The organism is Chryseobacterium sediminis, from assembly GCF_008386505.1.
GTDB lineage: Bacteria > Bacteroidota > Bacteroidia > Flavobacteriales > Weeksellaceae > Chryseobacterium > Chryseobacterium sediminis.
In genome coordinates this window covers 167,881-182,484 of the sequence record NZ_VUNZ01000004.1, presented here as the reverse complement: position 1 = coordinate 182,484, position 14,604 = coordinate 167,881, and the positions used below count along the sequence as shown (strand labels likewise).

The 14,604-nt window shown below is 35.6% G+C and carries 12 protein-coding genes; 5 read left to right on the top strand and 7 right to left on the bottom strand.

Translation table 11 applies throughout. The features are described 5' to 3' along the window. Positions 1-96: 96 nt before the first annotated feature. Entirely contained in the window at positions 97-2,184 is a 2,088-nt protein-coding gene (recG, locus tag FW780_RS18925) for an ATP-dependent DNA helicase RecG (protein ID WP_149835197.1), read from the top strand. 612 nt (positions 2,185-2,796) lie between these two features. Here recG and FW780_RS18920 read toward each other — a convergent pair. The 4 genes from FW780_RS18920 to dapA all read right to left on the bottom strand — a co-directional run bounded on the left by FW780_RS18920 (position 2,797) and on the right by dapA (position 5,686). Continuing rightward, positions 2,797-3,243, bottom strand: coding sequence for a response regulator (locus FW780_RS18920; RefSeq protein ID WP_149835196.1), 447 nt, complete (start codon positions 3,241-3,243; stop codon positions 2,797-2,799). After that, on the bottom strand, positions 3,236-3,817 hold the full coding sequence (locus FW780_RS18915; protein ID WP_149835195.1) for a helix-turn-helix domain-containing protein: 582 nt from the start codon (positions 3,815-3,817) through the stop codon (positions 3,236-3,238). The genes FW780_RS18920 and FW780_RS18915 overlap by 8 nt, the downstream gene beginning before the upstream one ends. 295 nt (positions 3,818-4,112) lie before the next feature. Then, positions 4,113-4,616: a GNAT family N-acetyltransferase gene (locus tag FW780_RS18910; protein WP_149835194.1), complete on the bottom strand. Its 504-nt coding sequence runs from the start codon at positions 4,614-4,616 to the stop codon at positions 4,113-4,115. 197 nt (positions 4,617-4,813) lie between these two features. After that, positions 4,814-5,686, bottom strand: coding sequence for a 4-hydroxy-tetrahydrodipicolinate synthase (gene dapA, locus FW780_RS18905; RefSeq protein ID WP_149835193.1), 873 nt, complete (start codon positions 5,684-5,686; stop codon positions 4,814-4,816). 107 nt (positions 5,687-5,793) lie between these two features. Here dapA and FW780_RS18900 point away from each other — a divergent pair, with 107 nt between their 5' ends. The 4 genes from FW780_RS18900 to recO are packed head-to-tail and all read left to right on the top strand — an operon-like array spanning position 5,794 to position 10,458. Further along, positions 5,794-6,552 carry a 5'-nucleotidase C-terminal domain-containing protein gene (locus FW780_RS18900; RefSeq protein WP_174774478.1) on the top strand — a complete coding sequence of 253 codons (759 nt, stop codon included), beginning with the start codon at positions 5,794-5,796 and terminating at the stop codon, positions 6,550-6,552. After that, positions 6,552-7,502: a bifunctional metallophosphatase/5'-nucleotidase gene (locus FW780_RS18895; protein WP_149835191.1), complete on the top strand. Its 951-nt coding sequence runs from the start codon at positions 6,552-6,554 to the stop codon at positions 7,500-7,502. The genes FW780_RS18900 and FW780_RS18895 overlap by 1 nt, the downstream gene beginning before the upstream one ends. 1 nt (position 7,503) lies before the next feature. Then, complete coding sequence (porZ, locus tag FW780_RS18890) at positions 7,504-9,768, top strand: type IX secretion system anionic LPS delivery protein PorZ (protein ID WP_149835190.1); 2,265 nt, start codon at positions 7,504-7,506, stop codon at positions 9,766-9,768. Between the two features lie 3 nt (positions 9,769-9,771). Next, positions 9,772-10,458, top strand: a complete 687-nt coding sequence (gene recO, locus FW780_RS18885; RefSeq protein ID WP_149835189.1) for a DNA repair protein RecO — start codon at positions 9,772-9,774, stop codon at positions 10,456-10,458. 12 nt (positions 10,459-10,470) lie between these two features. On the opposite strand, the gene FW780_RS18880 is transcribed toward recO, so the two are convergent. The 3 genes from FW780_RS18880 to FW780_RS18870 all read right to left on the bottom strand — a co-directional run bounded on the left by FW780_RS18880 (position 10,471) and on the right by FW780_RS18870 (position 14,603). Continuing rightward, positions 10,471-13,140 (bottom strand): MGH1-like glycoside hydrolase domain-containing protein, encoded by a 2,670-nt coding sequence (locus FW780_RS18880; protein WP_149835188.1) that lies wholly within the window; start codon positions 13,138-13,140, stop codon positions 10,471-10,473. A gap of 106 nt (positions 13,141-13,246) precedes the next feature. Further along, the gene (locus tag FW780_RS18875) at positions 13,247-14,056 is read right to left on the bottom strand and encodes a glucose 1-dehydrogenase (RefSeq protein ID WP_149835187.1); all 810 of its coding nucleotides are present in this window, start codon (positions 14,054-14,056) and stop codon (positions 13,247-13,249) included. A 73-nt stretch (positions 14,057-14,129) separates the two neighbouring features. Continuing rightward, positions 14,130-14,603 (bottom strand): GNAT family N-acetyltransferase, encoded by a 474-nt coding sequence (locus tag FW780_RS18870; RefSeq protein ID WP_241676945.1) that lies wholly within the window; start codon positions 14,601-14,603, stop codon positions 14,130-14,132. Position 14,604: the final 1 nt, after the last annotated feature.

Here is a 14,604-nt window from a genome sequence, read left to right as displayed (position 1 = left end):
GAAGTCTTTTTAATTTTACCGAAATTCGAGCCTTTATTTCTTTTGTCAAAAAATAAGGATCAAAAAATTCAAAACCCGCATCCTGAAACCTGAAAAATGAATCTCGAAACCTCCATAGAATACGTAAAAGGAATAGGTCCGGAAAGAGCCAAACTCATTAAAAGTGTATTGGGCCTAACCACTGTTGAAGATATGCTGAACTTCTACCCTATCCGCTATCTGGATAAAAGTAAAGTGTATACCGTTTCTCAGCTTCAGGAAGAAAGCAGCCAGGAAATACAATTGAGGGGAAGAATCACTCACGTTCAGGAAATCCAGACGGGGAAGACTAAAAGACTATCTGCAAAATTCAATGATGAAACAGGCAGTATGGATCTGGTTTGGTTTCAGTACTCAAAATGGCTGAAAGAACAGCTTCCTATTAACAAAGAGGTTTATATTTTTGGGAAAATCAATGTTTTCAACCGTCAGTTTTCTATGCCGCATCCGGAAATAGAAGCTGAAGAAAATAAAGAAGGTGATACAAGGCTTAAACCTATTTACCCAAGTTCAGAAAAACTGACTAAAAGAGGATTAGGTCAACGGTTTTTTCAGAATGCACTGAGAAATATCTGCAAAGAAATTCCAAATCTTATTGAGGAAAATTTTCCGGAATACCTCATGAAAACCTTTAAGTTCATGTCCAGACAGCACGCTTTTCTGAATGTTCATTTTCCAAAAGATAAAGAACATTTTGATAAGGCTGATTACAGACTGAAATTTGAAGAATCATTTTTCTTTCAATTAGGATATGGCCTAAAAAAGCTTCACCATAAAACACAGGCTCATGGTAACCCATTTCCAATAATTGGGGATCATTTTAACGATTTCTATGAAAACCATCTTCCTTTTGAGCTTACCAATGCTCAGAAAAGAGTATTAAAGGAAATCCGTATTGATATGAAAAGGCCAATTCAGATGAACAGGCTTTTACAGGGTGATGTAGGATCCGGGAAAACAATGGTGGCATTGTTGACCATGCTTATTGCTATGGACAACGGTTTTCAGAGTTGCCTGATGGCTCCAACGGAAATTCTTGCCCAGCAGCATTATAACGGCATCAAAGAGCTATTAGAAAAAACCGGAATCAATATTCGTATTCTGACTGGTTCCAGCAAAGCAGCAGAAAGGAGAATTATACATGAAGAACTGGAAAATGGCACACTTTCAATTTTAGTGGGAACCCATGCTGTTTTGGAGGATAAGGTTAAATTTAAAAATCTGGGCTTAGCAATTATTGATGAGCAGCATAGATTTGGAGTTGCTCAACGGGCTAAACTTTGGGCCAAAAACAAAATTCCGCCTCATATTCTGGTGATGACCGCTACTCCTATCCCAAGGACTCTGGCAATGAGTTTTTATTCTGATCTGGATGTTTCTGTGATTGATGAAATGCCTGTGGGAAGAAAGCCCATTATCACCGCTCACAGACGTGAAAAAGACAGGCTTTATGTTTATAATTTCTGTAAAGATGAAATTAAGAAAGGCCGGCAGGTCTATTTTGTATATCCGCTTATTGAGGAATCTGAAACCTTAGATTACAAAAATCTGGTAGAAGGTTTGGAACATGTCATGAATTATTTTTCAGAATACAACGTGACCATGCTTCATGGGAAAATGAAACCGGATGAAAAAGATGCCGCAATGGCTTATTTTGCTTCTGGAAAAGCTGAAATTATGGTAGCAACTACGGTGATTGAAGTTGGAGTAAATGTTCCCAATGCTTCTGTAATGGTTATTGAAAGTTCAGAAAGATTCGGGCTTTCACAGCTCCATCAGTTGAGAGGGCGTGTAGGAAGAGGTGCTGAACAGAGCTACTGTATTCTGATGACATCAGATAAATTATCGAAGGAAAGCAGAACGCGTATTAAAACAATGACGGAAACCAATGACGGATTTAAAATTTCTGAGGTGGATATGCAGCTTCGCGGTCCGGGAGATATTCTGGGTACTCAGCAAAGTGGTGTGGTAGATTTTAAGAGACTGGACCTGATTAATGATTCGGCGATCATTAAAACGACAAAAAATACGGTAGAAAAAATTCTGGAAGCCGATCCAATGCTGTCCAGACCTGATAATCTCATCATTAAAAACTATTATATCCGGTACTACAAAGGAAAAAACAAATGGAGTAAAATTTCATAAAAAAAACCGCAGAAAATACTCCCTGCGGCCCCCTTATAAAACTGTTATTTAGAAGAAATTACTTTTTGGTAGATCCAAAAAATTCATTTTAATAGTTAAGGCTTAATATTTTGTGATGTGGTGTGAAAATATCTATATAACAATATTATTTGATAAGCTAAAACCTTAACTATTAAAATAAATTATGAAAAACAAAATGAATTATTTTTTTCCAACTTGCTTATTATAAAAACTAACTGAGTTTCGGTGGAGATGAGGGAATGAAACGAATAAAAATATCTCCAACTACTTTTGAGTTTTCATGATTGTACCGTTTTGTTTAAAGATCTTCTGTGCTTTAAAATTGGAAAATTAGTATAATTCATTTTGTTAACTAACATCGTGATTTATATAATTTTTGTTTTTAGAAACAATTACTTCTCATTCATCTGTATCTTCTACTATATAATGAAATTTGTGTCTCAGATTACTTTTACAAATGTCAGTATATTAATTCAGATCCTTTTTATATTATTTTAGTTATTAGTTATAAAATTTTCACTTATTTGTGAATAGTATGCATCAAATACGATTAATATTTTCTTAACACAAAATTAAAAAATCCTTTATTCATCAAACTTTCAGAATGAAATGATCTTTATTCAATCCTGAAGTATGATACTGCCAATTGATTGTGATAACTTCTGTAAGTACCTTTTTAAGGCTCTCAAAAGACTCAGGTTTTTTCATAAAAATATTGGCTCCTTTTACAAAAATATCTTCAATTTCATTCTCCGGAATCGGCTCCGAAAAAATGGCAGTTACCATGTTATTGAATTTTGAATTTGCTTCGATTTCTTCGAGGCATTCCATGCTGTCTTTTCCAGGGATGGTGTATTTTATGAAAACAATTTCCGGAACTACAGCATCATCATTATTCAGATATAGCATCATATCTTTTCCGTTACAGAAGCATTGAACTTTTATAGAGATTTTCAACTCTTTCAGAATATTTTTAAAGGAAATTAAGGTGTTTTCATCGTTATCTGCTACTATTACGTTCAGAAATTCTTTATTCATACTGCATTTTAGGGTTTATTACCGTGCTTTGGGCTCTTCTTCTTTTCCCAATAATCTTTTGAAACTGGGAGGGAGTGATTCCTGTTGTGTTTTTAAACTGGGTACTCAAATGCGCCACACTGGAGTAATTCAGCTTATGGGCTATTTCTGTAAGACTTTGTTTGTTTCTTATGATCAGGGCTTTCGCATGCTCTATCTTTTGCAGAATAATAAAATTCTCAATAGAGGTATAAGCAACTTCGGAAAATAAATTGGAAAGATATCCATAGCTGTGATTCAGTTTCTCAGAAATGTATATGGATGCTTTTACCGGTATGATCTCATCAGAAAAGACCAGTTCTACGATAGCATCTTTTATTTTCTGTACCAGCGCAGTCTTTTGACTTTCTATGATTTCTATACCATAATCTTCAAGATTTTTCTTGAAAAGACTGTGCTGTTCTTGTGTAAGGGGCTCATAAAATTCCACTTCACCGAAGTTCAGCAGTCTGTACTTCAGTCCGTGTTCTTTAAGTTTTTCGTCCAATACCTTTTTGCAGAGGGCATTGAAATCAAATTTAACATACATTTTCATCCTAGTATATATAAGCCTGTTTTATTTAGTAAATATAATAATTTATTTCAATTAAATGTGAAATAGGTGTAAAATTTTTATATTTCCCATATAGACGCAAAAACTCCTGTATTTAAGAATACAGGAATTTAAACACTAAGGATGAAAAAAATATACTGATAAAAAGCTGTGTCAGCTCAAAACCAAGCATATGAATGTATTGTTATAAGTGATTTGGTTCTGAAGCAAAGATCATTCAAAAAAAGAAGTCACTTGTTATAGAATTACAGGATAAAGTTACAAAATTTTAAGTCAATCATAAGTGAATTAGAAATTCCATCATGTAATCATCCATCACAAATCCGTTCCCGATATCTAAAACGATCTCATTGTATACTTTAAAATCCTGAGATTCGTAGAATTTTTTGGCGTTATTTTCTTTATTTACATTCAGGATAATTCTTCTGTCATTGCTTTCATAAAGTTTTTCCTTTAGGAAATCTATAGCACCTTTTCCAAAGCCTTTCCCTTTGCTTTCCGGAACAAGATAAATTCTGTGCAGCTTTGTAGTATACTCTTCATAGCTGTGTTCATAACCAATAAAGCCTTCAAAAGAATCATTATTTTCATCAAAAATTAAATAATAATGATAGTTTGGATTCTCAAAATGCTTTAAAATTTCATCTTTAGAATACATATCTCCCAGCATATAATTGATCTGGTCACTCGAAATAATCCCCACATATGCACTCTCCCATGATCTTCTCGCCAAATCCTGGATTAAAGGAATATCCTTTTCTTTTGCTTCTATTAATTTCATTATTCTAAATTTTGTTTTTTGTTCTGATTTTCAAATGTAAAGTTTATAATTTTTTTACTGAATATTCTTTACTCCTCAAATATGAAAAATAAAAAAGGTGAAAAGTATTTAACCTTTCACCTTAATATGTTTATGATGCTATTAAAATGTTACTGGAAAATTCATAATTCGTTCCAAATAACTTTTTACATTCATTATTAAATGTTTGCCATTTCAGCTTTAATTTTTGCATGAAGACCTTCTGATGCCTTTACCAAAGGAAGTCTCAGATAGTTTTTAATGATTCCTTTTTCTGCAAGAATTACTTTTATACCGCAAGGGTTTCCTTCAGCAAAAATCAAACGAGTAATATCTACCAGCTTATTGTGAATTTCATAAGCTTCTTTCACTTTTCCTTCAAAAGCTAATTGTACCATGGTAGAGAATTCTTTAGGATATGCCTGCCCAATTACAGAAATTACTCCGTCTCCTCCTGCCAGTGTTACCGGTAATGTATATTCATCATCTCCGGAAACCAATGAAAATCCTTCAGGTTTCTTTCTCAGAATATCAAAATACTGTAAAATATTAGGTGAAGCTTCCTTAATCAGGAATAAATTAGGGAATTCTTTTGCAAGACGTAAGGTTGTATCTGCCTCTACATTCTGTCCTGTTCTTGAAGGAACATTATAAATAATAATATTCTTTCCTGTGGAAGCTAAAGCTTTATAATGCTGATACAAACCTTCCTGGTTCGGTTTATTGTAATAAGGAGATACTGAAAGTACTGCTTCAAATGCAGAAAGATCTGCTTCTTCAATCTGTTTCTTGACGTCAAGAGTATCGTTGCCGCCAATTCCCAAAACTAAAGGAAGACGTTTATTATTCACCTTAATGATATGCTCAATTACCTGTTTCTTCTCCTCTGCAGAAAGCGTTGCGGCTTCTGCCGTAGTACCCAATACTACCAAATAATTGGTTCCGTTTTCGACATTATATTCAACAAGTTTCGTTAAACTGTCGAAGTCAACGGATAAATCTTCATTAAAGGGCGTTACCAATGCAACACCTACTCCTTTTAAAATGCTCATCTGTTAGAATTATTTTTGCCAAATTTAATAATTTACAATAAGAATTTGTAATAAATAATAATGTTTTATTATACATATAGTTATATTTGCATATACTAAAAGATATTATGAAAAATAAATTCTTGTTAATAGGAATTGCCCTGGTAAGCCTTACAGCATGCAAAACAGCTTCTACGCTGCAACTTGCGGATGTAAAGACCCAGAAAAATATTTCTATTAATAATGAGCTAAAAAATGATGAGGAGTTTGTAAAATTTATCGAACCTTATAAGCAAAAACTGGACAAAGAAATGAACCAGAAGATCTCTCATACCAATGAGGATCTTACCAAGCAGGGCGATAACAGCAATCTGGGCAATCTTTTGGCTGACTACACGTTTGAAGGAGGTAATGAATGGATAAAAACTCATCTTAAGCAAAATGTAGATGCGGCATTGATCAATATCGGAGGAATCCGTACCACTATCGGAAAAGGAGATATTTTACTTAAAAATGTATTTGAAGTAATGCCTTTCGAGAATGAGGTGGTAATTGTGAAAATGAAAGGAGCAGATTTACAGGGGCTTTTTGAGTATTATGCAAAAACGCAGGTCAACAATCCGGTTTCTCATTTATATATTGAGACCAATAACGGACAGGTAATCAAATCCCTGATCAACGGAAAAACAGTAGATCCTGCTAAAGACTATTATATTGCCACTTCAGACTATCTTGCTCTGGGAGGAGACAATATGAATTTTTTTGCAAAAGGAGAATCAATCTCAACAGGAATTAAAATGAGAGATTTATTTATTGATTATTTTAAGAAAACGCCTGAAGTGGTAGTAAATTCAGATGTTCGTTTAAATTTTATCGGGAAGAAGTAATGGATAGAAAAAGTTTTTTAAAAGCAATAGGAGGCGGATCTTTGGCAATGGCTTTAGCTCCCAATATGATGATGGCGGAAGAGTTGAAAATCCTTGATTTAAAATCCGCAAATAAACTGACGATCCTTCATACCAATGACCAGCATAGCAGAATAGAGCCTTTCGATGCAAGCTATACCAAAAATCCTAACCAGGGAGGTTTTGCAAGAAGAGCAAGCTTAATTCAGCAGATCAGAAATCAGGAAAGCAATGTACTGCTTCTTGATTCAGGAGATATTTTCCAGGGAACTCCTTATTTCAATTTCTTCGGAGGGGAACTGGAGTTTAAATTAATGTCCATGATGAAATATGATGCCTCTACCATGGGAAATCATGATTTTGATAATGGTCTTGACGGATTTTTAAAAGTACTTCCCAATGCGAAGTTTCCTTTTATCTGTTCCAATTATGATTTTAAAAATACGATTCTTGACGGGAAAACTTCCCCGTATAAGATCTTCAATAAGAATGGAATTAAAGTAGGAATTTTCGGGGTGGGAATTCAGCTGGATGGCCTTGTAGGTAAAAAACAGTATGGAGAAACCGTTTATTCCAATCCAATTGATGTAGCACAACATTATTCAAATTACCTGAAAAAAGATCAGAAATGTGATTTGGTGATTTGTCTTTCACACATCGGTTACGATTATAAAGATGAACCGAATAAAATAAGTGATAAAATTTTAGCGGCCAGTACAGAGAATATTGATATTATTCTGGGAGGCCATACTCATACATTTTTACCGGAACCTCAATCTTATACCAACAGACAGGGCAAAAACGTCCTTGTCAATCAGGTAGGATGGGCAGGTCTTCTTTTGGGTAGAATAGATTTTTATTTTGATATAAACAAAAACGTACAGCATATTTCCTGGAACAATCAGGTAATAGACAGCAGCATAACCGCATAATATGAAAAAACTCTCTATAATTTCTCTTGGTATTTTAGCATCCCTGCAGTTTACAAAAGCGCAGGTCATTTCATCAAAAAAATGGGCAGATTTATTTTCCTATAACAAAGTCTTAGCTATGAAGGAGGACAATGGGAAAATCATTGCAGCTACAGAAAACGGAATATTCTATTATACAATATCAACAGGAGAAATTACGAAGTTGTCCAAGGCCAATGGTCTACATAATATTGGAATAACAGCCTTTGATTATAACCCACAGACTAAAACAGGACTTATTGGGTATGAAAACGGCTCTATGGATGTTATTACTCCACAGGAAATCAAATATATTGTTGATATTCCTATTGCGACCGGCTATAACGGAAATAAAAAAATCAATCATATTTCCATCACCGGAAATCAGGCTGTCATTTCTGTAGGCTATGGACTTTCCATATTTAATCTTAACAATAAAGAGTTCGGAGATTCTACGTTTTTCCTGAATGGTGGAGTTTATGAAGCAAGTAATGAAGCAACCATATTCGGGAATAAGGTATATTCTGTAACCAACACAGGATTAAAGAGTCATCAGATGAATACTACCTTCCCTGTATATTCTACCTGGACAACAGAAGCTCCCGGAGCATTTAAACATATAGATTCAGAATCTGAGCTGGTATATTCATCAGCTACAGCGGCCTATTTCTACAACAATGGGACTCCTACACAGCTTCCTACAAATTTCGAAAATATCCGTGATCTCGTTATTACATCAAATAATATTGTTGTTACTGACAACCGGGTATATACTTACGGAATAAACGGAGTATCACAAAATGCGGTAAGCCTTGGAGAGGAATGTAATACCGCAATAACAGCTGGTGGAAAAATCTTTGGAGGAACCGTATTATCGGGGATCAAGGATGAAAGTAACAATACTTTTAAACCATCGGGTCCTTACTTCAATTTTGCATATAATATTAATCTTTTTGATAATAATCAGCTTTTGGTTTCTTCTGGTGCCAGAGCAAATAACTATAACCATCCGTTTATTCAGCCACAAGAACCCGGATTTTATTATTTCAATGGTACAGATTGGATTTACCCTTCATTTTTCAATAAAAGTAATCCCAATCGCCCCATCTTTATCAACGTATTGGATGCTATTATAAGTCCTTATAACAGTAATGAAGTTCTTTTTACCAATTATACAATGTTGGATAATGGGGTGTATAAAATGAAATATAATGCAACAAGCAAAGATTTTGAACTGGTAAAATATTATAATCTGGGGGCAACACCATACCTCAGACGCCCTGTAGGTTTTGCTGTTGATCCACAGAATAACCTGTTTGTTTCTTTTGGATTTAATGATGGAAGCCCTTCCATCGGTATCTATGATAAAGCCGCTGATGACTTTCTTATAAAGAAAATCGTTCTTGCCAGTGATGGTATACAAAAGACCGTTTACCATGAAAATATGTTATGGACTCCACTGCCGAGATCTAATAACTTTTGGGTATATGATTATAAAAATGCAACCAATCTTTCTGATGATACGGATTATATCCTGGGCTCTGCTAATGGATTTAATAGTTCAGGAGGAATCTTATCTGTAGCATTTGATAAGTCCGGAGATGCATGGATCGGTACAGACGGAGGTCTAAGAATTATGTCTAATGCTGCATCAGAAATAAAAACTCCACAGCCTGAAGCAGAACCTATAATAATAGAACAAAATGGGCTGGGTGAAGAGCTTTTCAGAGAATCAGCTATTCTTCAGATTGCTGTAGACGAAGGAAATTACAAATGGGTTTCCATTGATGGTGGTGGTGTATATTACCTTTCTGCTGACGGCCAGAAAACAATAAAACATTTTACTAAAGAAAATTCACCTCTTCCTACCAATAGTGTTACCGATATAAAGGTTGATAAGAAAACCGGAAAAGTATATTTTGTAACCTATAACGGTATTGTAACCTACCAGGGTGATGTGGCTGATGTCACTTCCAATTTCGGGGATGTTGTGGTATATCCGAACCCTGTGGTGTATTCTAATTTTAAAGGAAAAGTTACTCTTAAAGGTCTTGCGGAAAAAACCAATATAAGAATTGTAGATGCAGCAGGAAATGTTGTACACTCTGCAGTAGCAAGGGGAGGCTATTACGAATGGGATCTTAATAATCAGAAAGGAGTAAGAGTAGCATCAGGAATGTACTTTGTTCTGATGACCAATGAAGATGGATCTGATAAAGCTACAGCCAAAATAGGAGTAGTCAATTAATTAATGAATTCACAAAACGGTTTTTTACTTTCGTTTATAAAATACGGAGAAAATGATGCTGTACTGCATTGTTTTACTGAAGAAGAGGGCTTTCAAAGCTATTTTCTAAAAGGAATTTATGCTAAAAAGAACAAAAAGAAAGCCCTGCTGCAACCACTTACTCAGCTGAATTTTTCAATACAGCCGCTCCGTGGCAATGGTATACCGACTGTTTCAAAGTTTGAACTGGTAAAAAACAATGACATTTATACGGATATAAAAGTTAATACCGTTATTTTCTTTATTTCTGATTTCCTGAGTCATATCCTTAAATATGAGGATAAAAACATTCCTATCTATGCAGGTATAGACCATTTTATCAATGAACTGACAAACAAAAATTATCAGGCTCATCTGCTTTTTTTACTGGCTTTTTTAAAAATTCAGGGGGTTGCTCCACTGTTGGGTGAGGGTAAATTTTTAGATCCGGAAACAGGAACTTTTTCCTTAGCGATCAGTCATCAGCAATTCAATGAAGAAATTTCTACATTATGGAAAGAAGCACTTTGTGCTGAAAATCTATATGCTACAAAAATCCACTCTTCATTAAGAAAAGATTTCCTCGACAGCCTTCTGGTATACTATCATTATCATATCACGGACTTCAAAACGCCTGCTTCATTGGAAATTATCCAGCAGATATTTGAATAGGCAGATTTTCTTTTATGGTTCTTTTGTCTTTTCAACATCTTCAGGCATTTCAGTTTCAGATTCTGCAATTTCTTTTTTAGAGAATCTTGGTTGTAAAATCTTGGCAATAAGTCCCGTCCAGCCTGTCTGATGGGAAGCTCCTACTCCACGGCCGTTGTCCCCGTGAAAATATTCATAGAACAGGATATAATCTTTAAAATCCGGATCAGTCTGAAATCTTTCATACTGCCCATGAACAGGCCTTTTTCCATTTTCATCCTTTAAAAAAATCTTGGCAAGCCTTTTATTTAAAGCATCTGCAATCTGATCAAGGTTTAAATAATTTCCGCTTCCTGTAGGGTATTCCACTAAAAAATCGGGGCTATAGTAGAAGAAAAAACGCTGAAGACTGTCAATAATCAAAAAATTAATAGGAAACCACACCGGGCCGCGCCAGTTGCTATTCCCTCCAAACAGTCCGCTGTCACTTTCTGCAGGGGTATATTTCACGCTATACTCCGTTTCATTCAGAGTTAATGTATAAGGATTATTTTCATATTCTTTTGATAACGCTCTTACTCCATAATCACTTAAAAATTCATCCGGATTCAGCATTCTGTTCAACAATCTTTTCAAACGGTGTCCGCGAAGTAAAGACAAAAGGTGCTTAGAATCCTGACCTTTGACTTCCCATCTTGAAACCAGAGAAGCCAGCTCAGGCTTGTTATCTAATACCCATTTCATTCTTTTCTTAAAATTGGGCAGATTTTCAATCATCTCATCATCTATAACCTCAACAGCAAACATTGGTATCAGCCCTACGATGGTCCTTAATCTTAAATACATATGAGTGCCGTCACTAGAAGCAATGGCATCATAGAAAAACTCATCTTGTTCATCCCATAAGCTGAATTCTTCGTCCCCCATATTATCCAGTGAATTGGCAATCGCCAGAAAATGTTCAAAAAACTTCATTGCCATCTCTTCGTAGACATTGTTGTAAAGTACCAGTTCCAGGGCTATCCTCATCATATTAAGGGCAAACATAGCCATCCAGCTTGTCCCGTCTGACTGTTCCAGTTGTTCTCCGTTTGGTAAAACAGCATTCCGGTCAAAAACCCCAATATTATCAAGGCCTAAAAAACCTCCTTCAAAGATGTTGTTGCCATTGGTATCCTTTTTATTGACCCACCACGTAAAGTTCATCAGTAGTTTCTGGAAAGCACTTTCCAAAAATTCCAGGTCGGGTTTATCTTTTAAATATTCATCAATTTTAAATACTCTGAAAACCGCCCAGGCATGTACCGGAGGATTCACATCACTAAGATTCCATTCGTAGGCGGGAAGCTGTCCATTGGGATGCATATACCATTCAAACAGAAAAAGTTTCAGCTGATGCTTTGCAAAATCAGGATCTATCAAAGAGAAACTGATGGTATGAAAAGCCAGATCCCAGGTGGCATACCACGGATATTCCCATTTATCCGGCATGGAAATAATATGTTCGTTATTAAGATGTTTCCAGTCATAATTTCTTATTTTTTCCCGCGACTTTGGAGGAGGCATTTCAGCAGGATCACCTTTCAGCCATTTTTCAACATTGTAGTGGTAAAACATTTTATTCCACAACATTCCCGCAAAAGCCTGTCTTTGTACGAGTCTCTCATCTTCCGAAGCAATTCCTTTCTGTATTTCTGCATAAAATTCATCTGCTTCATTCTGTCTTTGATTAAAAACAGTATCAAAGTCTTTAAAAGGCTCTCGTAAGTCCTTATCCGATATTCTGAATTCAAATATTCTGGATTCTCCGGCTTTAAAATCTTCATCAATAAAAAAAGATGCTTTAGTTCCTTCGTTCTTTGGATTCACGGACTGAGAGTCACCCGTCATTACAAAATTATTGATCCCGTCTTTACAAAACTTTGATCCATTCTGCGACTGGTAAAGTCTTTCATTATTGGTTTCATTGTTACAAAACAGGGTCTTCAAAGATTGCTTGGCATACACATTTTTAATTTCGATATCTTGATGATTTACTTTAATGCGGTCTGCATCTTCAGCATGTAATTGTGGTTGATAATCATCATATCCCCAATTCCAGGTATTCCTGAACCAAACTGTAGGCAATATTACAAGAGAAGCCTCTTTTTCAGACTTGTTGACAATGGTTAATCTAACCAGAATATCATTCTGACTTTCTTTTGCGTATTCTATAAAGATGTCAAAGTATTCATTATTATCAAAAATTCCGGTATCTATCAGCTCATATTCTGTTTCATCTTTACTTCTTAAGGCATTTATTTTTACAAGATCTTCGTAGGGAAAAACATTTTGGGGATATTTATAGAGCATTTTCATGTAAGAATGCGTAGGGGTAGAATCCAGATAATAAAAGTATTCCTTTACATCTTCACCGTGATTTCCTTGTCCATTGGTCAATCCAAATAACCGTTCTTTCACCATTTTATCCTTTTTATTCCAGAACCCGACGGAGAATACCAGTTTCTGAAGGTCATCACAGATTCCGCATATCCCTTCCTCTCCCCAACGGTATGTTTTGGCTTCTGCAGTATCATGGCTGGTATAATTCCAGGCATCTCCGTTTTCACTGTAGTCTTCACGAACAAGACCCCATTCGCGGTTACTTACATACGGCCCCCATTTTTTCCATGAAATATCTGAAATTCTCTGTTTTTCTAACATAGATAAGATGTTTTGTACAATTGTAAAATGCATTCATGTATTGATGACAATAATCTCAAAAACTTTAAACCCTAAACTTTGAACTTTAAATTTTGAATTACATCATCTACCCTCCTGTAGAAAAACTCTCAAACGTAGTCATTCCACCATCAACGAAAATGCTGGCTCCTGTAATATAATCAGCGAGATCACTGGCCAAAAAAGCGGCTAAATTTCCGATATCCTGCGGCTGTCCGATTCTGTTATAAGGAATAAGGGTAAGAAGAGAATTGAGTGCTTCAGGAGTATTCCATGCATTTTGGTTAATAGGAGTCTGAATTGCTCCCGGACAAATAGAATTAACCCTGATTTTATCTGCACCATATTCCTGAGCAAGGGTCTGCATCAACATTCTGACGGCACCTTTACTGGATGCATAATTGGCATGCCCGGCCCACGGGATAATTTCATGCACAGAACTGATATGAATAATTTTTCCGCAAGCGACGGAACGTGAAGTATCTATTCCCCGCCGTAGAAATTCTTTAATAGCTTCCCTGGCACAGAGAAACTGTCCCGTAAGATTGACACCTATGACCGCATTCCATTGGTCAATAGTCATTTCTGTGAATTTCGCATCCTTTTGAATGCCTGCATTATTCACCAGAATATCTACAGTTTGAAATTCAGAAACAACATCCTGAAACATTTTGACTACCTGATCTTCTTGGGAAACATCACATGCATAGGTCATTCCTTTTCCTCCGGCATCGGTGATTTCTTTCAAAACAGCTTTGGCTTCTTCTGCAGATCTTTCCGAAGAATGGTTGACAATGACTGTTGCCCCTGCAGCAGCTAATGATTTTGCAATTCCTGAACCTATTCCGCTGGAGGCTCCTGTAACCACAGCTACCTGATTTTGAAGTGATATTTCCATGTCTTGTAATTTGATGTTACTCAAAGTTATGGAAAGATATCAGCAGATAAAAAATTATAATTTTAAAATTTTATTAAAGTTTTTTATGCATCAGGTATTGAGGACCGCTTCTTCCGATTCTTGTTTTACCATCAAAAATATAGCCTGACTGAAGGTAAATATGATACGCGGAATCATTTTTCTGATTAACGGCCAATACAATTTCTTTACAATCTCTGAAGTGGTTTTTTACAAAATTCCCTACTTCCAGCATAGCCATTTTTCCTATTCCTTTCCCCTGCATCTGAGGGTTTACAGATAAAGAACGCAGTAAAACTGATGTTTCATCATCAGTAAGTTCAAATTTATCTTTTCCGAAATCAAGTACAAAAAAACCGACAGGCTGATCATTTTCAAATATAGTCACCGGAAATGCATCGTTATCATCCCGTTCGCTTATACTTTGCAATGCCTGTTGAGCAGTCGCAGTAAAGCGCATCTGGTTTTCATCCAAAGCATAACTGACTCCGGCAAGATCTTCTGGTTTAAAGAATTCTAAATGTATCATA